This is a genomic window from Methanobacterium sp. (assembly GCF_038562635.1).
In the GTDB taxonomy this organism is placed as follows: domain Archaea; phylum Methanobacteriota; class Methanobacteria; order Methanobacteriales; family Methanobacteriaceae; genus Methanobacterium_D.
The window spans coordinates 106,366-127,731 of the sequence record NZ_JBCFBO010000002.1; the positions used below are offsets into that span (position 1 = coordinate 106,366).

Annotated in this window: 13 protein-coding genes; 3 read left to right on the forward strand and 10 right to left on the reverse strand. The window is 33.4% G+C overall.

Annotation, left to right across the window (positions count from 1 at the left end; translation table 11 throughout):
* Positions 1–101 precede the first annotated feature (101 nt).
* The 4 genes from AAGU07_RS12615 to AAGU07_RS12630 all read right to left on the reverse strand — a co-directional run bounded on the left by AAGU07_RS12615 (position 102) and on the right by AAGU07_RS12630 (position 12,121).
* Positions 102–1,100, reverse strand: coding sequence for a tetratricopeptide repeat protein (locus AAGU07_RS12615; protein ID WP_342459463.1), 999 nt, complete (start codon positions 1,098–1,100; stop codon positions 102–104).
* Between the two features lie 96 nt (positions 1,101–1,196).
* Positions 1,197–9,041: a pseudomurein-binding repeat-containing protein gene (locus tag AAGU07_RS12620; RefSeq protein ID WP_342459464.1), complete on the reverse strand. Its 7,845-nt coding sequence runs from the start codon at positions 9,039–9,041 to the stop codon at positions 1,197–1,199.
* Positions 9,042–10,550: 1,509 nt separating this feature from the next.
* Positions 10,551–10,805, reverse strand: coding sequence for a hypothetical protein (locus tag AAGU07_RS12625; protein ID WP_069584567.1), 255 nt, complete (start codon positions 10,803–10,805; stop codon positions 10,551–10,553).
* Positions 10,806–10,861: 56 nt separating this feature from the next.
* On the reverse strand, positions 10,862–12,121 hold the full coding sequence (locus tag AAGU07_RS12630) for a CPBP family glutamic-type intramembrane protease (protein ID WP_342459465.1): 1,260 nt from the start codon (positions 12,119–12,121) through the stop codon (positions 10,862–10,864).
* Between the two features lie 195 nt (positions 12,122–12,316).
* On the opposite strand from AAGU07_RS12630, the gene AAGU07_RS12635 reads away from it, so the two are divergent.
* From AAGU07_RS12635 to AAGU07_RS12645, 3 genes are read left to right on the forward strand one after another with little or no spacing between them, the layout of a single operon-like run.
* The gene (locus AAGU07_RS12635) at positions 12,317–12,568 is read left to right on the forward strand and encodes a hypothetical protein (RefSeq protein WP_342459466.1); all 252 of its coding nucleotides are present in this window, start codon (positions 12,317–12,319) and stop codon (positions 12,566–12,568) included.
* A gap of 18 nt (positions 12,569–12,586) precedes the next feature.
* Positions 12,587–14,011 carry a flippase gene (locus tag AAGU07_RS12640; protein WP_342459467.1) on the forward strand — a complete coding sequence of 475 codons (1,425 nt, stop codon included), beginning with the start codon at positions 12,587–12,589 and terminating at the stop codon, positions 14,009–14,011.
* 1 nt (position 14,012) lies between these two features.
* On the forward strand, positions 14,013–15,449 hold the full coding sequence (locus AAGU07_RS12645; RefSeq protein WP_342459468.1) for a hypothetical protein: 1,437 nt from the start codon (positions 14,013–14,015) through the stop codon (positions 15,447–15,449).
* A gap of 62 nt (positions 15,450–15,511) precedes the next feature.
* On the opposite strand, the gene AAGU07_RS12650 is transcribed toward AAGU07_RS12645, so the two are convergent.
* The 6 genes from AAGU07_RS12650 to AAGU07_RS12675 form a co-directional block, all read right to left on the reverse strand.
* The gene (locus tag AAGU07_RS12650) at positions 15,512–16,414 is read right to left on the reverse strand and encodes a glycosyltransferase (protein ID WP_342459469.1); all 903 of its coding nucleotides are present in this window, start codon (positions 16,412–16,414) and stop codon (positions 15,512–15,514) included.
* 2 nt (positions 16,415–16,416) lie between these two features.
* On the reverse strand, positions 16,417–17,508 hold the full coding sequence (locus AAGU07_RS12655; RefSeq protein ID WP_342459470.1) for a DegT/DnrJ/EryC1/StrS family aminotransferase: 1,092 nt from the start codon (positions 17,506–17,508) through the stop codon (positions 16,417–16,419).
* A 2-nt stretch (positions 17,509–17,510) separates the two neighbouring features.
* Positions 17,511–18,515, reverse strand: coding sequence for a GNAT family N-acetyltransferase (locus tag AAGU07_RS12660; RefSeq protein ID WP_342459471.1), 1,005 nt, complete (start codon positions 18,513–18,515; stop codon positions 17,511–17,513).
* A gap of 153 nt (positions 18,516–18,668) precedes the next feature.
* Positions 18,669–19,601: a GNAT family N-acetyltransferase gene (locus tag AAGU07_RS12665; protein WP_342459472.1), complete on the reverse strand. Its 933-nt coding sequence runs from the start codon at positions 19,599–19,601 to the stop codon at positions 18,669–18,671.
* A 70-nt stretch (positions 19,602–19,671) separates the two neighbouring features.
* Positions 19,672–20,106 carry an FdtA/QdtA family cupin domain-containing protein gene (locus AAGU07_RS12670; RefSeq protein ID WP_342459473.1) on the reverse strand — a complete coding sequence of 145 codons (435 nt, stop codon included), beginning with the start codon at positions 20,104–20,106 and terminating at the stop codon, positions 19,672–19,674.
* Positions 20,107–20,222: 116 nt separating this feature from the next.
* Positions 20,223–21,353, reverse strand: a complete 1,131-nt coding sequence (locus tag AAGU07_RS12675) for a glycosyltransferase family 1 protein (protein WP_342459474.1) — start codon at positions 21,351–21,353, stop codon at positions 20,223–20,225.
* Between the last annotated feature and the right edge of the window lie 13 nt (positions 21,354–21,366).

Below are 21,366 nucleotides of genomic sequence, written 5' to 3' on the forward strand. Positions count from 1 at the left end.
GAATTATTTGTTATGGTGTTTCCAGATGTTGTAGTGCTGGTTGACTTGTAGAAAAAGAGTCTATGATCAAATTATGAAAAAATAAAAAAAAGTTAGAGCTTTTATTTTTTAGCTTTTAAAATTTCTTCTTTAGCTTTCAATGCAGGTTCAAAGTCCGGATTTATTTCTAAAGCTTTATCATAAGATTTTATTGCTTCTTGATATCTACCACTGTCTTTAAGAGCATGTCCTTTATTGTTCCAAGCATCAAAATCATTTGGATCTATTTCTAAAGCTTTATCATATGATTCTATTGCTTTCTGAAACTTACCAAGATTTCCAAAAGTATTACCTTTGTTATACCATGCTTCTACATCTTTAGGATTTATTTCTAAAGCTTTATCATATGATTCTATTGCTTCTTGAAACTTACCCAGATCCCCAAAAGTATTGCCTTTGTTATACCATATTTCAGCTATTTTTGGTTCTATTTCCAATGCTTTATTATAGGATTCTATTGCTTCCTGATACTTACCAAGTTTTTCAAGGGCAATTCCTTTATTATTCCATGCATTTGCATTTTTTGGCTCTATTTCCAATGCTTTATCATGACATTCTAATGCTTCCTGATACTTACCAAGTTTTTCAAGGGCAATTCCTTTATTATTCCATGCTTCTGCATTTTTTGGTTCTATTTCCAATGCTTTATCATGACATTTTAATGCTTCCTGATACTTACCAAGTTTTGTTAAAATGTATCCCTTGTTATTCAATGGAGAAGCATAATTTGGATCTATTTCTAGTGCTTTATTGTATGATTCTATTGCTTCCTGATACTTACCAAGACTTTCCAGTGCATTACCTTTATTATACCATGCTTCAACTTTTTTCGGTTCTAATTCTAATGTTTTATCATAAGATTCAATCGCTTCCTGATACCTTCCCAGTTGGTCTAAAACCACTCCCCTACCATGCCACGCTTCAACATAATCAGGTTTTATTTCGAGGATATTATCATAATGTTCCAACATCTCTTGAAATTTATCCTGTTTAAATTGTTTATAATTTTCTTTAGTAAGTTTTTTTTGGCCAGATCCGTTAAATAAACCTATTATAAACACCTCCTTAAAAAATATGGCATGTCAAGTTTGACATGTCAAAAATCTGTTAAAATACAGAGTATTGTTAGGTATAATTTACAAGTTATGATTTTTCAATTAGGGAAACGCTATCATAAGTAGAATAGCTACCTGAACTTCTGCACATCCTACTATCATATGCGCTGTACCTCCGGCAACATCACCAGTTTGATATTTGTATTTTCCAATTCTGAAATTTTTACCTGCATCCCTTGAAAGAGTATTTATAACTTCACCTACTTCATCATATTTATCGTCATCATCATCGTCATCACCGCCAATTATTGGTCCTATTGCACTCAAAGTAAGATAGGGTTTCTTTGATAATTCATCTTTTTGCATATCACTGAGTGATTTTTCACTTTTACGTTTATTATATTGGTCAAGATAGAATTCTGTTAGTCCTGATATTTTGCCAAGTTCACTGTCTCTTTTGATTTGATACTGTTTATAGATCTGTTGATCTTTTAAGATAGTTGGGTTTGAAGTAGTGGTAAATGTTTTGTACTCCCAGCCTGTAGGAGTGGCTACATAAAGACTATATGTATATGTGGGTGGTGTGTATGGGATATGTACTGGGTGGATGCTTCGTGTGGTGTAACCGTGTGGATATGAGTAACTATAGCTATAGCTATAACCACCACCTCCCACATGAATTGGGGAGTAGTTATTATATGAGGAACTAGAGTGATGATTGTTTTGACTGTTCCAGATACTATTTCCTATTAGGTATCCGGATATGGCTCCCATTGCCACTATTGCACCTCTTTGAACCCATGGTTCCCATATTGGAGCTGTTTCTATTATTAAAGCTCCTGCAGCAATAAGAATTGGGATAAATGTGCCTTTAATTTTCTGCATTTGTTCATTAGCTAATATTGTACCGTTAAATGTGTTGTTAGTTGAATTATTGGTTATAATTAGTGCATATCCTGTGTACATTGCTGTGAAATCTTCTATTGTCATGTTGATGTTTCCAAATGCGGAATCTGCTAGATAAACTGTAGTATTTGTAATGCTGTTTATAACACTGTAATGAAGTCCATTTGCAGTAATTAGAAGCACTATGTAATTAAGTTTAAGCTGATCCACTGATAGTATCATACCTGTTGCATTTAGACCTTTAGATTGTGCTGCATGTACCAAACCATACATGCTGGTTCCAGTTTCGTCTGTCCCTGCTAGATTTGCAAGTTCATCCTGTGTTGCATTGATTCCCATTTTATTTAAGACAGTGGCGAGACTTGCAGGTCCACAATCCCAAATGTTACCTTGTATCACAACTCCTGTAGTGTCTATTTGTTGTATATCTGCAATTGAATTGTTTGTTATAGTGTTTCCAGATGTTGTAGTGCTAGTTGACTCGTAGTAACTGATTCCTACTTGATTATTTGTTATATTGTTTCCTAATATGGTAGTGCTGGTTGAGTCGAAAAGAGATATTCCAATATTGTTGTCTGTTATATTATTTCCAGATAGCATGATGTTATTTGCGGTGTTGATGAAAATTCCATACCAATTACCCATTATATTATTTCCAGATACAGCACTAGTTGAATTGTAGAAACTGCTACCATACCAGTTGTTTATTATATTGTTTCCTGATATTGTGCTAATTGAATTGTATAGAATAATTCCATACATGTTATTTATTATAGTGTTCCCGGATATTATGGCACCATTTGAGTTAAATAGAGCAATTCCATTATTATTAGCTGTTATGGTGTTTCCTGTGATGTTAACGTTATTAGCATAGCCGAGTATACCGTATGAACCTACAGCACCTACCACATTAAGATTCTGTATGGTTGCCCCATTTTCAACAATGGTGAAAACACCACTAGTGGGATCTGCTGCCTGAACTGTTACATTTACTCCCGAAACTGGTTTTATTGTAATTTTTTTGTAAACAACGACATTTTCTATGTAGGTACCATCTGCTAGTGTTATAATATCCCCATCTAAAGTGTTGTTGCTGTCTATGGCTGCTTGTATGGTGGCAAATGATTCACCTGTCCTTGTATTGGTTACTCCAAGTGTAGTAACATTTGTTATGTTTATTGGTATTGTAATTGTCTGGTTATCTAACGTTGCAGTAATATTGGCGCTGCCTGCTGCTGTGCTGTTAAGTGTTGCAACTGCTTTACCATTTTTGGTTGATACGGTAGTGTCTATGGTTCCAAATGTTGTTGTGAAGTTTATTGGTATATTATCTGGAAGAGTATTATCTGAAGAGTTTCCATTAGATGATTTATTATTGTTGTATGTGTCTTCTCCATGATTATTGTGGGTTAAATCTGCTGTTATTGTGTAATTGTAGGTAGTACCATTTCTATCTGAACGATCACAGGAGCTTGTTAAGTTAAGTACAAGCCATGGGTCATAAGTAACGTTTCCTCCAAGTATGTAAATATCACTTCCGCTGGTTGATGAGACTACTGGAGTATTTGAGCCCCACCAGTTATTTGTAGCATCTACGATTCCATTACCTACCTTATAAAGTCCATATCTGCTATTTGAGACAATACTGTTGAAGTTAATATGAGCAGATGAATTGCTGAGATGAATTCCATCCACATTATTGTTTGATATTACGTTATTAGAGATTGTGTTATCATTTGAATTGTTGATACTGATTCCATCTATGCCATTGTTAATCAGATTGTTACCAATGATTGTATTGTTATTTGAACCTGCATCTATAAGAATACCGTTTGCAGTATTGTTTAGTATATCGCTGTCTAAAATCTGATTATCCGTAGAGTTACAGATGTATATCCCATTACTATTGTTAAATATGATACTGTCTAAGATTATATTGCAATATGATCCGTTGATGTATATACCTGCATTATTTGTAGATCCTCGTATAATAAGGTCCTGTATGATTGAACCGCTTCCATCTGTAGTTATTGTGAAGACTGGTAGATTTGGATTTGCAGCTTGAACAGTTACCTCTACTATAGGTGTAGACATTATTTGAATTCCCTTATTAACCACAATATTTTCTGAAACTAAGGCTTTTCCTATTCCTATAGTGTTGCCGCTTACTGTATCATTATCATCTATGGCTTCTTGCACACTGTTAAATATTTTATTGCTCTGGTAATTGTATATTGCATTTGGATTTGAAACCGCTATCCAAGGAGTTATTGTGAGATAACTCGGTAGAGTCTCGTTATTGGTGTTGTAGAAGTTTAAAATTTGCGCATACATATAGACCTGGGATTGGAAGCCCATGTGAGCTCCGAGACTGGTTTGATATGCGTAGTTAGGTGCTGCTCCGTTGGAGTCCATATAACTTTTAGTGTATTGTGCTATGGACATATATTCATCATATGTCATATCTCCACTTACTATGTCTTCTGTGGAGTTTGTTGCATTTCCAACACTTCTAAGAATGATTGAAGTATTTAAGTATCCTTCCATGTTTAACAGTGCTGTGGTTGCAAGTTTTAAGAACTGAGGCATGCTTATCTGCTTTCCAGCAATTGTTACGCTATTTGGAAGCGCATGGTTTGATTCTATGTAAGATTTCACTGCTCCTGATACGTTATTTATTTGATCTACACTTAAAAATGTTGTATTTGAGTTAGAAACGATTGACCATGGATTTACTGTGATATAATCTGGTAAAGTTTCGTTGGTATTGCTGTAGGAATTTAATATTTGGGCATATGTGTAAACTAGTGATTCATAGCGGATAGTGCTTCCGGTACTGGTTTGTGTGGCATAATTAGGTGCCCGCCTATTGGAATCCATGAAAGAATTAACACGTTTTGCAATGTCTAAATATTCTACGTATTCCATATCTTCACTTGTAACATTTTCTGAAGGAGTAGATGCACTTTCATAACTTCTAGGGATGAATGATGTACAAAGAATTCCTTGCATATTTAACAGTGATTCTGTTGATAGTTGCAGGAATTGAGACATGGTCACTTGTTTTCCAGCAATGGTTACACTGCTTGGAAGTGCATGATTGGTTTCTATATATGACTTTACAGTGCCTGCGGCGCTATTTATCTGATCTGCAGTGAAAAATACAGTATTCGTGTTTGAAATAACTGACCAAGGGTCAACTGTAACATTTTGAGGTAAATAACCAGTTGAATTGTGATAATCTAAGAGTTTAGAATACGTGTAAACTAATGATTCAAAGCGTATGTTTCCAAAACTGGCTATTAAGTAGTTAGGTGCTCGATTATAATTAGGGTCATCCATAAAAGTTTTAATACGGCATGCAAAATCTATATACTCTGACATGTTCATATTTTTGCTTGTAATGGTTTCTTCTGGATTTAAAGCAGGATCATAACTTTTAAAGATAGTTGCCGCGTTAGAATATGCGTCAATGTTTAATAATGTCGTGGCTATCATTCTTAAAAACGAAGGCATATCCACCTGATTATTAGATATTGTAACATAGCTTGGAAGTCTGTGATTAGATTCTACAAATGATTTCACTCTACTTGCCGCATCATCTATTTGATCTATACTGTAAAACACAGTATTTGCATTTGAAACAACAGACCATGGATCTGTTACAATAGAGTAAGGCAGTACATCGTTTGTGTTGTATGAATCCAGAATTTCTGAGCATATGTAAATTATGGATTCGTAGCGTATGTTTCCTAGACTACTTGAAACATAATTAGGAGCTCGTCCATTGGAATTCATAAATGAATTCACACGTTTTGCAATGTCTTTATATTCTGTGGAGTTAATAATTCCACTTGTCATGGTTTCTGAGGGTGATGGTGCGCTTCCATAAGTTCCAGGGATAAGCGAAGTATTAAGAGTTCCTGCAATGTTTAATAAGGCTTCAGTAGCTAATTTTAAGAATTTAGGCATGCTTATCTGCGTTCCGGAGATAGTGACACTACTTGGAAGGGCATGATGGACTTCTACATAATTTTTTACTGTTCCTGCTGCGTTAGTTATGCTGTCTATAGTAAATGCGTTGGTAGTGTTGAAATTGATTCCCCAAAGTGCAAAAGAATTGCCTGCCAGGTCTGTGACACTGCCTGTATGCAAAGTGAGAGTGTATTTATTTGCTGTTAGGAGAGTAGTAGGTGTTATTGTTAAAACTCTGCTACTAATAAATGTAGTAAATGGTATTGCTGTTCCAGCATTGTTTTTAAGTTCTATCCAGAGACTTCCTGCTTTTATAGGTTCACTGAATGTAACTTTAATCACTTTGTCTGATGGTACTTTCACTGCACCATTAGCCGGGTCTACAGATGCAACGGTTGGTGCTGTTGTGTCAAGGGTGTAAGTTTCACTGTAGATAAGGCTCCAATTATTATTTGAATCAACAGCGGAAAATTTGAGAGTTGTTGTATTGTTAAGTACTATTGGAGTTGTGTATTCAATTTGGGTACTGCTTGTTTGTGGATTTGAACCATCTATGGTGTAATAGATTGTTGCAGTACTGTTAGGGTCAGTATTAGTCAAAGTGACGGTTTTTGATGTGTTAAATGAGATTCCAGTCGGATTAGCAGTTACAGTTGGAGTTGTAGGTTCTGTTGTATTTTGATCTAAAGTATCTAATGCATCTATCATAGCGTTTGCATCAGATGTTTTTTCATCTACGGAATCATAGAAGTATGTTTCGTAGATCATTGTGGTTATTCCTTGATTTTTAATTGGCTCTGTGACATATTGAGTACTTGTAGGGTTTGGAGGACTGTAAATCACTAAAAATGGCATCTGACTGATTATGTCACTGGCATAGTTTGTAGTTGTAGTAGTGTTTGAAATCAGATATAAGAACCTGTAATAAGTGTATCCACTGTCTGCACCATGATTTTCATGGCAATCTAAGACCAGTATGGGGTTTTCGCTTGCCACATCTGGAACTATAAATTCTTGAGCTAATAATTGCCCGTTCATCCTTCCCTGGCTGTAATCATCGGCATCCTGGGTTACATGAACATAATATAGAACATATCTTTTACTGAGATCTGATGACTTGTTTATAATGGCATTGTAGATTGCAGTGTGTATTCCATTTTCCTGTGGGTGTACGCCAATTATAATAACTATGGTCTGGTTGGAGTTTGGATTTCCGTAAAATTCTTTTTCTACATAACCATAGCTGGTGTTGCCTATTACATAACTTGAAACATTTGCCCATGGCTCCACTGTGACATTGTCTGGTAAAGCACCATTTAGGTTGTAAGAGTTCAAGATTTGTGAGTACATATAAACCAACGATTCATAACGGATGGTGCTTCCTGTACTTGTTTGAGTGGCATAGTTTGGTGCCCGACCGTAAGTGTCCATATATGACTTTAAACGACCTGCAATATCCAAATATTCTGTTTTATCTATTTCTCTGCGTGTAATAGTTTCTGAAGGGGATGGTGCTGTATCGTAGCTTCCAATAGGGATAGCTACATTTGAATTATTGTTGATGTTTATTGTTGCAGTAGCTAGAAGTTCTAAGAATTGTGCCATGCTCACTTGAACTCCAGAGATATTAACACTACTTGGAAGGGAGTGATGGGTTTCTATATAACTTTTTACTGTTCCTGCTGCGTTAGTTATGCTGTCTATGGTAAATAAGCTGGTGGTGTTGAAATTGATTCCGCAAAGTGCAAGTGGGTTGCCTACCATGTCTGTGACACTGCCTGTATGCAAAGTAAGGGTGTATTTATCTGCTGTTAGGAAATTGGTGGGTGTTATTGTTAAAACACTACCATTAATAAGTGTAGTAAATGGTACTGCTGTTCCAGCATTGTTTTTAAGTTCTATCCAGAGACTTCCTGCTTGTATTGGTTTGTTGAATGTGATCGTGATTATTTTATCTTCAGATACATTAATCTCGCCATTAGCTGGATCTGACTCTATAATAGTTGGTGCTGTTGTGTCAATGGTGTAAGTTTCTGTTTGTATTGGGCCCGTATTTCCTGCTGTATCACGAGCATAGTACTTCAAAGTCGTTACTCCTTGGCCAAGACTCAATGTAACACTGTTAGCCTGATTATTCCATGTAGAACCATTATTCAAACTGTAATATATTAGGGGATTTGTGTCAAGATTATCTGTTGCAGTTAAAGTTACTGATTTTGTGGTGTTATAAGTTCCGCTTGGAAGATTTGCAGTTGCTGTTGGTGCTGTTGTGTCAATAGTATAAGTTGCAGTTTGTGTTGTACCTTGATTACCTGCTGTATCACGAGCATAGTACTTTAATGTTGTTATTCCTTGGTTAAGGTTCAATGTAATGCTGTTAGCCTGGTTATTCCATGTAGAACCATTGTTAGTACTGTAATAAACTTTTGGGTTTGGGTCATGGCTATCTGTAGCTGTTAATGTCACACTTTTGGTAGTATTATAAGAACCCGAAGCGAGGTTGTTGCTTATGCTGGGAGGAACATTATCTATTATTACACCTGTGGAATCTACACCGGTATAATAAACCACTGAAACGTAATTTGGTAGGTATCCATTATCTTGATAGAAATTTACTACTTTAGAATACGTGTAAACAAGTGATTCATAACGAATGTTTCCTAAACTACTGGACGCATAATTAGGCGCCCGACCATTTGTATTTATATAATTATACACATTATTTGCAACCGTAACATAATCAGCTTTATACAAGTTGCCTGTCGCTGATCCTGAAGGACCAGTAGGACTATTCACACTGCTTATATTTACAGGCGCTGTAGAACCTGAATTAAGCTGCACTGTAGTCTTAGTAACCGTCTTTAAAAAAGAGGCTGCACTACTATTCTTATCAGATACTTCTACATAACCGGGTATGTTACCATGGGCTTCCGTATAGTTTTTAACTCCTTCTGAAGCTAATTCTGTTTCAGTGAGATTTAAACTCGCTGCTGAAACAACTCCCATAAATAGGGCTAATACCATACAGAAACTCATTAATATTAAAATTCTTTTAATGTTTTCCATAATTCACCTCATTGTCTGGTGATATTATTTTGTCATATTTTTAAGGATCCATTACCTAAATTTAATAATATTATTAAATTAAGTAATATTAAGGCTGTAAATAGATTCAAACTTATTTTTTTCACGTAATTTATACCGCCCCCTTTTTCTTCCAAATTGTAAATAAAAAAAGTCAATTATAACCTTTTTATCTACAATTAACCTACAAATAAGAGTTAAAAAATAGTACATATAAACTTATCGTATTAAATCAAAAAAGCAATAGATATAATAATCTTTTATAGCATTTAAAACGTTTTAATCAAGCTTTATATTTATTAAGTATAGCCATTATCTGCTTATTACCATAATTCATACTTTAACTAATAGCTTAATTTATTTCAGAATATAGTGAAAGATATTTAGACTTTTAAGCTAATATTGAGGTTAATAAAGATAAAAGAACTTATTTAACCGTAAAATATAAAATAAATCAAATTTAGCAATAGTTTTATTGTTTAATAAGTTTATTTAAATTTTTTTTTTGAATATATAATCATAATTTTCATAGAATTTAACTATAAATAAGTATGACTATCCCAAAAACAGAATATTAACAAATTATTTGAATATATACAATTAACAGGAATTATTACATTCTAAATTAGATAGTAAAAGTACTTACAGAGATAATAATTCAAATAAATTCGTTAAAAATAATAATCAAAAGATTAATACTTAATACTCTATAATTTAAACAAATAAAGTTCATTACATTCCACAAGTACTAAAAATCCTTTTTAGAAGGTAAAAAAGAAAATTCTCTAAACAAAAACATTAATAAACATTAAGAATATACTTACCTTTTCCGGCTTAATATTTAATTATAAACAGTTTAATCTCATTTAAGACTTTATAATATAACTAAAAAGAATTAGTATAAATTAAAATATTTATCAAAAAAAATTAAGCACTAACTAATTATTCTTTCAGACTCTTACAAATATAACGAATATTCAACTTTTTAAACTGATAACTTACTAAATTTATAAATTTGATATAAAGTAAAGTTTCATCAAATAATTGAATAAAGTCTTCCCTATTTAAAACTTATTTAATAGATTTTATAATGATAAATCGATTAATAAAAATTATTTAACGCTTTTTTTAAATTATAATCCATTTATAGACATTTTTAAATGAATTAGTTAACATTAACGAATATTTGTGATTTTTTTCAAAAATTTTAAATAATTAAAACCCCCATATACTAACTAATTAACAAATATACTACTTTTATTTTAATTACCATGCAAAATAACGCTATAAATGTACTCTACAGATGAGTAAGTGTACTATAACGAATTAAAAATAACATCTTGAATTATTTGTTCAATTTTAAAGTCAAACAGTATTTGTTCAAAATTTAATAACAATTTACTAACTACAAATTAGAGAATAAATGGAAGATTATATTATACCATAATATTTACAACTAAAATGAAAAGGCAATTAATCATCTAGTATTTGCTAGAAACTAGAGAATAAAGGTGAAGATGAATATATCCTGTAGATAATTATAGTTATAAACATTATTAGAAGGGGTATTGAAACTATGTTGAGGTTGCGCATCAAAATTCCCACTTTACGCCGGTTTGAGATCTCTCCACGTATTATATTTCTAAGTGAAAGGAACAGTAATAAAAAAAGCACTGCTACAATACTGTAATCCATTATTTGACTCATTGTTACATTGGTTGTTGTGCCAGTGATAATTGATATCATATTTTTTCCTCTTTTTATCTTTAAAACATTTCATTCGATAATCACATTATATCCATTTATAATAAAAACGGCAGGATGATGAAAAGAATAACATTACAAATACCATGGGAAACGCTTATCCCCAGTATACTGCGCGTTTTTTGGAATATATACCCATAAAAAATTGAAATTCCAAAAATAAAGAGCAAGTCCATGGGAGAGTTCCAGCTGATATTAAACCCTACAAAAAGTAAGGAAGTAAAAATAATCCCCCAAACTTTCCCTATAATATTTTCAGCGTTCCTCTGGATAATTCCCCTAAATACCAGCTCCTCCAGTAATCCTGTAGATATTATCACAATTGAACCTACAAAAATCACATTTACCGGGCTTAAATTGGATATAAGAGCAATGGGCTGAAGTATCAAATATTCCACAAACCCAAAACCAATTCCTGTAAGACCTACCAGTAGCTGTAAAGGCAAATTCCTCGCGTTAAGTCCAACCATTCCCTTGCTTAGATACTGACTCTGCATTAACATCCACACAGCAACTAAAACCGGTACTGACATTAAAACCAACCAGTAGAGAGGTTCTAACTCCATAACAGGTATACTAAGGCTCATAATTCTAATTAAAGGTAGTAAAATCATGGCCTGTAAAAGGTATGAAAATTTAATTGATTTAGTCAATGTAGAATCAATTACCAGGCTTATAATTAAAATTACATGTAAAATAATCCCCCAGGAGGTCATGTAGTAAGTAGTCACCAGTTCTGATAGTATAAGTATCAAAATATAACAAATTAAAGTCAAAAATTGCGTTTTTGTAGGTTTAATACCCTCAATCTCATTTAGCAGCCTTTTAATATGTACCTGGTTTATAAAAAACTGAGCCACATCTAATGGCAATTCATCGATCTTCTTATGGACATCCAGTGCATCTTCTATAGATCCTTCAGCCAGATAACAACCAGAAATCCTGTTTAAAATATTCCTTTCCATCTCCCAATTCCCAATTACCTGAAAGTTTTCTAAGGACTGTTGATAAAATTTACGTGCTTCCGAATACACTCTCGCACTTTTCCAAAGGTTACCCATAGATTCAAGAGTAAAAGCTTCCCCCCATGTATCATCTTCATCATGAAAAAGTTTAAGGGCAAGATTATAATTCTCCATAGCTTTACCATGGTTCATGAGATCCCTATAAATATCTCCAATCCTCACCAGTACTTTAGCAGCCATATGGCCGTTTTTAAGCTTTCCAAATTGTTCTAATAAATTATTATAATTTTCAAGTAACCTATATGAATTTTTATCATTGCTACCATCGCTCATTTTGTCCATCTTCCATTTCTCAAGTAGAAACTAAAAATATGTAGAAAATCACCAGGGTCTATGTTTAAACCTAGTAATTCATTATATCTAATAAAAACTTCTTTAAATGGACTAACCACCTTTATGAATGGGTGTTTATGTGAAAATCTACTTCTTATTTTTAAATTAAACTCAAAATAGCATTTTATGATTAAATTGAGCGACAATCTGAATATTTTACAAATAACTGCAAATAACACTGAAATATTATTTTCTGCACAGATTATATCATTTATGTTAACCACTAATCTCTATGAATGTCATTTAGGGCTTGAATGTTTGGGGATTCTTTTATTTGTAATGTTCCTGGCTTCAATTCTAAGTATCTTTGAAGATCCAGATTTAAACATTATTTTCATCCATAAATATGATTCATTTATGGATCCACTAAAATTTTACACCGTTTGATGCCTGTGGGGAGTAGGAATGAACACTGCAAAACGAATTTTTAAAAATACAAGCATCCTTTTTATCGCTCAAGTTGTTAATTATATTCTGGCTTTCTTTTACACCATTTATTTGGCCCGTTATCTGGGGGTATCTGGTTTTGGTGTTTTAACATTTGGGATATCTTTTACCACAATTATGGGAGTAACAGCCGACTTAGGGCTTTCTATACTGGCAGTAAGAGAAATTGCAAGGGATAAATCTATTTCTTCAGGCTATACTGGAAATCTTATTGTAATCAAACTGGTTTTGAGTTCCATTACAATGGGCCTTATTGTGTTATTTATGAACTTATTTAACTGCCCTTCCCAGACTATTCAGGTGGTTTATCTTCTGGCGCTCTGGATGCTGTTTACATCATTTACTCAGCTCTTTTATTCAGTATTCCAGGCATATGAAGAAATAGAATACCAGTCCATAGGAACAATTTTATACAGCATTCTGCTGTTTTCAGGGGTATTTTATGGAATATTCAACAATTTCAGTATAGAGTGGTTTGCCCTAATCTATTTGATAGTAAGTGGAGTGATTCTGACTTATACTGTTTTTATTCAGATTACAAGGTTTCCAAGGCCCAGTTTACAGGTAAACTGGAATTTTTGGAAGTCCAAACTGACCTTAGCTTTGCCTTTATCCATTGCTTTAATTTTTTCTACCATCGCTTTTAGGGTAGACACAGTTCTACTTTCATTATTTCAAGGTTATCTTGTGGTAGGATTATATACAGCTCCATATAAAATAATAGAAGTACTGCTTTTTATTCCCAGTGTTTACAGTGCTGTTATATTTCCAGTACTCTCCAGATTTCATGTTTCTTCTAAAGAATCCTTCCAATTAATTTACGTAAAATCTATCAAATATATGATTATTCTGGGCCTGCCCATTGCAGCTGGAATCACCATTCTATCTAAGGATATAATTCTGATTCTTTATCAATCTGCATTTTCAGGGTCTGTAGTGGCGCTTCAAATTTTAATCTGGACTGTCCCTCTTTTACTTTTAACTACAAGCTTTGGGATAATTTTAATATCCATGAATAAACAGGTTTTAGCAATTAGACTTACGTTTATTTACATGATTTTTAATATAGGAGTTAATCTGGTGGTAATACCTTATTTCAGCTATTTAGGTGCTGCAGTTGTAACAGTACTTACAGAATTAGTAAATTTTATCATGCTTTTCTACTACCTGTCCAAGTTCATCTGCAAAGTACCTCTCCACCGACTAATTTGGAAACCCGCCTTAGCAACAGTTATTATGTCCTTATTCATGATTTCAGTGCATTTAAATATATTCATCACAGTTTTACTCGCTACTATTATATATTTTGCTCTTTTAATCCTCTTTAAAACATTTTCTAAAGGAGACTATAACATAATCAGAAAATTAGTAGAAAAGGGATAAAATGAATTTTAAAACTATTGAAGTGAAAATAGAGAATGAAACACATGACAGCAAATTTAAATTGGGGGTCATGAGAGAATATTTTAGAATCCCAAATAATGTTGCAGTAATCGCCGCCATAAATGGGAATATTTCTGAAAATAATCTTGTTCAGGTTTTAAAGAAAGTTGCTAAAATGCACCCACTTACAGGGGTTCGTGTAGTTATTGACAGCAACCAAGATGCATGGTTTACAGAGGAATGTGATGCACCCTTACCACTTAAAGTTACCCGTAGAAAATCTAACAGGCATTGGATAGATGTACTTGAAAATGAACAGAAAATACCCTTTGATTTTGAGAAAGGTCCTTTAATTAGATTTATACTTCTAAAATCAGGTGAAATTTCTGATCTTATCGTTATCTGCCAGCATTCAATCTGTGATGGTCTTTCACTTGCCAACATTATCCAAGATATTATGTTTCTATTAAATAACCCTGAAATCAAAGTTAAAAGGATAGATCCCGTTTTACCAGTGCCGGCCAATTTCCCGGCAGTACCTCTGCAGGTTAAATCAAAGTTATTGAAAAATAAGCTAATAATGAGAAGAGTTAACAGGAAATGGGATAAACAGCAAGTATTATTCGATGATGTGGATTACCATGATATCCATAAGGCTTACACTCAAAAATATAAACATAGAATAATTGTAGAGGAATTATCCCTGTCACAAACGTCTGATCTGGTAGAATGGTGTCATAAAAATCATGTAACAGTTAATTCAGCATTATCTGTAGCATTTCTTGCTGGAAGACGTAGTATTCGTGGTGAATCCAGTGATAACAACCACACAATACAAATTGCTGTAAATATAAGAGACCGATTTAAAAAACCTGTTAAACGAGTTTTTGGACTTTTAGCCAGCGGTATTAAATTTGAATTTGAATATTTACCAGAGAAAACATTTTCAGATAACGTAAGTTTATTCCACCAGAAAGTGCAGCATGAACTAAATGGAAATAAAATTTTAGAACCACTTATTGGATATTATATCGACCCTACACTTGTAGACGGAATTAACTTTGCAACCTACGGCAGATGGTTAACTGATGAGTTCAGCAGGTATGAAAAACTATCCGGGTTTATAAAGAACAAATCAAATAAAGCAGTAGCTATATCAAATCAGATGGTAAATAACATGCCTGGACTGATGATATCAAATTTAGGGGCAATTAAAACCCAAAAAGGATATGATTCTCTCAAACTTGACCATTTATATTTTGTTACTTCATCTTCTCCTTTTTTAGACATTGTTGCTGGCGTGGTAACTGCAAGCGGGAAATTAACGCTGACCTTAAATTATATGGAAGATGATACTTCAAATGACTTAGGTATAAAACTGGAAAAAATAATGCATAAAAGTATTGGACATTTAACTGAAGCTGTAAAACAGGGATAAATTCAGATTCGAATAAAAAAAAAGAAATTTTTTAGTTAATATAATCTAAACGTATTTTCAGGTTATTTTGCAATTTTTCCAGCTATTCTTTTTGGAATAGTCTTAACAGTAAGTAACATAAAAGTTAAGGGAGTAACTACCGGATAAATTATATTAAACCTGTTTAAAACATCATTTTGAGTGCCTATCATAAACGGAATTATGCAGGTTTTGTAGAAAATATTTTTCAAGGCTTTGTAGGATAATCCGCTGCCATACTCTTGAAAGAGATAGATACATAGCACTAAAGAATCATGATACCATCCTTTTATATCTGTTATTTCTCCAAATGAAGCGTTGTCTCCATGTAAACGGTATTTTGAAAGTGCCTCCATCATATAATAAAATTGGTATTTATAGGCTAAATCTGCGTAAAATTGGGTGTCATTCAGGTACTTCAAATTTTCACTGTATCTCATATCATGGATATTTTCTCTTTTCATAATAATACCCGAACCAGAAAGCCATGAATTAACAATCTCCTCAAATACATATCCATGAGGAGTGGCGTTTTTATATTTTTCACTGGTTATCTCGCCGGTAAGGTTTGAATTGGAGTCGATTATTGCAGAGTTACACCATACTACTAAATTTTCATCTGCCTCAAGGATTTTCAGCTGTTTTTCCAATTTTTCACTTGCCCATACGTCATCTGAAGCTATTAATGCAATGTATTTTCCCGTTGAGTTTTTTATACCTTCATTTATGGTCTTTGCAATGCCCAAATTTTCCCTATGGAATATTTTCTTAATTCTATTATCTTTTTGGGCGAATTCATCAATTATTTGCTGAGAATTATCCCTAGATCTATCATCTATAATAATTAGTTCCAGGTCCCTGAAAGTTTGCCCTAAAACGCTTTCAATTGCTTCAGATATGAATTTTTCATGATTATAAGAAGACATTATTACGCTGACAACTGGCAATTTCAGTCACCTTTACCTTTTAAACAATCTGTAACTTTTAAAATTTCTTCGTAGCTCATCAAGGGATGCAATGGCAGTGATAATATTTCATTGCATATTTTATCAGTTGTCTCTATCTTAAAATCATTAAAATTCAAATATGCCTTTTGCTTATGAACAGGTATTGGATAATGTATTTGAGGGTGTATATCGTTTTGAAGGAGTTTCTTTTTTAGATAATCTCTATTCTTACTCCTTACTACATAAAGATGGTAAGCATGTTTTGCAAATCGATTTTCAACAGGTGTGATAATGTCAGAATCCTGCAGAAGTTCTGTATATATCTCAGCATTCTTCCGCCTGCTTTCAATCCATCCTTCCAGGTGTTTTAACTTAGTTTGAAGAATAACAGCCTGTAATTCATCTAACCTGCTGTTAACTCCAACAAAATCGTGGCGATACTTCTCTGACTGTCCATAGTTTCTCATCTGAATCAGTTTTTCTTTAATTTCTTCGTTATCCGTGACTACTGCACCACCATCTCCATAAGCCCCTAAATTTTTAGTAGGATAAAAACTAAAACAACCCATATCCCCCATACTACCTGCTTTTTTCCCATTGTATTCTGCACCATGTGCCTGACACGCATCTTCTATCACATGAAGACCGTAATCTTCCTTTAGTTTGCAGATAGGATCCATATCTGCAGGGTGCCCATATAAATGTACAGGTAAGATAGCCTTAGTTTTCTCAGTTATCTTTTCCTCTATTTTTGATACATCCATACAATATGTATCCTGAGTTATATCAACAAAAACAGGTTTAGCACCGCTCCTAATAATAGCATCAACTGTTGAAATGAATGTATGTGAAACTGTAATCACTTCATCGCCTTTACCTATTCCAATAGATTTAAGTGCAAGGAAAAGAGCATCAGAGCCAGAGTTCACACCTACTGCATGATTAGTACCAATATATCTGGAAAAATCTTCTTCAAATTTTTTTACTTCTTCCCCCAGCACGTAAAAACCGGATTTAAGAACTCTCTGGATATTAAAATTCAATTCTTCACTTATAGAAAGATATTCTTTTTTTAAATCAGCAAACAAAACCATAATTACATCCCCACATCTATTAAATCAATGAAAATGTCTATTCTAACCATAAGAAACATCAAAAAGCCCATCACGATCAATTTCAATTCATAAGAGTCATAAACAACAGATCTTGCCCCAAATCTCTCTTTAAAATCAATTAAACCACGGTTTAAATAATGACCATTATTTTCTGTGGATATACCAAAATCAAAATATTTTTTTTGGCAGTACTGGTTGATTATCTTATCATAGATGAAACTAGAGGCATATAATTGCATTCCCCTCTCAGTAGCTCCCTGGTACTGTGCATGGACAACATTTTCACTCTCATAAATCAACAGTCCATCTACCATTTCGCCGTTATGTTCAACTGCAAAGAGTTTTATATTATCTGGAAACTTACCTGCCAGATATTCCATTTCTTCTGCAGTATGGGTAGGATTTTTACCATACTTCTTTAGCAATTGCTCTTCTTTTAGACCCATAAAAGTATCAAAATCATAACTTCTTTTTAAGCTTAAATCCTTATTTTCAGCTTTTTTTCTGTTTCGCTTTATATTCTTATTAAATGGTATTTTAACATCCATTTTGATGGTTGATGAAACTTCCCTCTTTATTAAAGTAGCATTGTTAATAAAAAGAGCATACAAATCTTCATCAGACAGATATGAATGGTAAATATGAGGTATTGCTTTATAAAGGAGTTTTTTAAAACCCCACTCTTTTAAATATTCTTTTAATGAATCAAATATCTGCAGCATTAAATTAACGTCCATTTTTTGATCGGTTATAATGCCTCCAAAGGTCAGTCCTGCATGGCTGAACAGCGTATCACCACTACGATTTGCAGGCAATAAAGCAACAAGTTCCCCTTCTTTAAAGAAAATTAAAGAATGGTCTTCAAATCTATCAGAATGGTATTCCATGTAGTCCCTCAAAAAAAAGAACACTCCATTTTTAGAACCCTTCACAAAATTATCCCAGAGCTCTTTTTTTTCAGGTTTATATCTCTTTATTTCAACCATTTAATCACCATTAAACATCTAAATTACTATTTGTGTACATTTAGTTATAACGCAATTAAAATCCCAAAATTCAGGTTATTTAATCGCTTAAGAATTAAAATTTCTTTATTTAAAATTTAAGTAATATAATCCCCTGGTAAAGTCTATTTTAAATTATAAATTCAACTCATACGAATCATATACAGTAGATCTCGCTCCAAATCTCTCTTTAAAATCAATTAAGCCTTCATTTAAATAAAAACCGTTATTTTCTGTGGATATGCCAAAATCAAAGTACTTTTTTTCTGAGTACCGTTTAATAAGCTTATCAAAAAGTAAGCTTGGAACATGTAGATCCATTCCCAGTTCATTAGCTTCCTGGTACTGCGCATGGATTACATTTTTATTTTCATATATTACCATTCCACCAATCATAGTCCCATTCTGCTCAGCTGCAAAGAGTTTTATATTATCTGGAAACTTACCTGCCAGATATTCCATTTCAAGGGCAGTATGAGTAGGCATCAATCCATATTTTTTAAACAACTGTTCCTCTTTTAAAAGCATAAAAGTACTAAAATCATAGCTTCGCTTTAGACTCAATCTACTGTCCTGAACTTTTTTAATATTCCGCCTTATATTCCTGCTATAAGGGATCTTACAGGCCATTTCAATAGTTGATGATACTTCTCTCTTTATTAAAGTAGCGTTATTAATAAAGAGAGCATATAAATCCTCTTCAGAAGGGTATAAATGGTATATATGGGGTATTGCTTTATAGAAGAGTTTTTTAAATCCCCCTTCTTTTAAATACTCTTTTAATGAGCCAAATATCTGCAGCATTAAAGAAGTTTTCATCTTTCGATTGGTTATAATGCCTCCAAAGGTCAGTCCTGCATGGCTGAACAGCGTATTACCACTACGATTTGCAGGCAATAAAGCTACAGGTTTATTATTCTTTAAGAAAATCAAAGAATGATCTTCAAATCTATCAGAATGGTATTCCATGTAATCTCGCAAAAAAAAGAACACTCCATTTTTAGAACCCTTCACAAAATTATCCCAGAGTTCTTTTTCTTTTGCTTCGTATCTTTTAATCTCAATCATTTGACCACCATTAGCAGACTATAAGTTTAGAGTAGCTGGAAAAGATTTATTTTAATTAGTTGCTTTTTATTTATTTGGCTTCTAAATCCTCCAGTGCAGCTTCTTTAAAATTTGAGTAACTTCTAATATAATCATCCTCATTAAATGATTCAGATGCTAAAACTAAGCATACAGATCCTGAAGAAAAGTTATCCAGTTCACGCCATACCATCTTAGGTATGTAAAGACCATAATAAGACCTATTCAAATGGAAACGTTCTTTATTCTGGCCATCATCCAGTATAACATCAAAACTACCATTTGCTGCAATAATAAACTGCTCTAATCCCTTATGTGCGTGACCCCCTCTACTTTCTCCCCCCGGAACGTCATAAAGATAATAAACCCTTTTAATTTCAAAGGGCACATGCTCAACCTGTTCAATAAATGTCAGATTACCCCTGTTATCTTCAATTTTAGGGAGATATATTATTCTACATTCTGATATTCTCGGTTCTTTAAACATTAAACCACCTGCTTTGTTTTTATTCTTTAATAATTTTAAATGCAATTTTTAAATGTTTTAATCATTATATGCTCTTAAATAAAATTTTAGAGCCCACATAATAAACTATACCTAATTTACCAATAATTATAAACCTCATCATAAACTTTTAAAGTTTCCCAAGCTGTTTTTCTCCAATTAAATCTTTCAGCCCGTTTTAAACCTTTTTTAATAAGCTCTTTCATTGTCCCATCATCAGACAGTACCCTATTAATGGCAGATGCAAGTTTTTCAGGGTCGTAAGGGTTGATTAGTTTTGCAGCATCTCCTACTATTTCAGGTAAAGAACTGCTGCAGGAAGTTATAACCGGAGTACCACAAGCCATAGCTTCCAGAGGAGGCAAACCAAAGCCGGCATATAAACAGGGATATAAAAAAAGATCCGCAGCGTTGTAAAGACCTACCAGATCATCATCAGAAACCACTCCCGTGAAAATCACATGATCTTCAAGACCCAAAGTAGTTATAATGTGGAATATCTCTCCAGCCCGGTCTACAGCGCCTCCGACCATCACCAATTTATGTTCTAAACCGTCTTTTCGTGCCAGATAATATGCTTCAAGCAGGCGCGGAATATTTTTTATTGGGTGCAGACCCCCTACAGATAAAATAAATCTATGGGGCAGCCTGTATTTTTCCTTAATTTCCGCCAGTTGTCTGGAGTTTAATGGCCTGAAATTTTCGTCCTTTCCATTATAAATTACTTCTATATCCTCCTCTGGAACATTGAGGTATTCCATGATGTCTCTTTGGGAATTATAAGATACTGTAATTATTTTATCAGCTTTACTAATGGTTTTTTTAAGGAGCAAACGGTGCAGCATTACATCTCCCCTCTTAAAAAGATTTGGGAAGAGCAGCGGTGTCAAATCATGCACAGTGATTACCTTCCGAAAGGGCTGGTTAAAAGTAAATGGCCCCAGCTCATAGGGGTCATGAACAACATCCAGATTATATTTCTTCAACTCTCGAGGTAATGTGAAGTGTCTCCAGAACATATAACTTCCCCACCCCTTTACAAATCGGTTTTTAGGGATAATAATCTCACTATTTTGACTGTAAATATCTAAATTATTCTTTAAGTAATGTATAAGATGGTAATTATTCTCATTATCCATTTTACCCAGATTTTTCACAATTTGATTGGTGTAAACGCCAATTCCACCATTATACTCGTCTATAAAGTTACTAACAATACCTATGTCCATAATTAACCTCCAG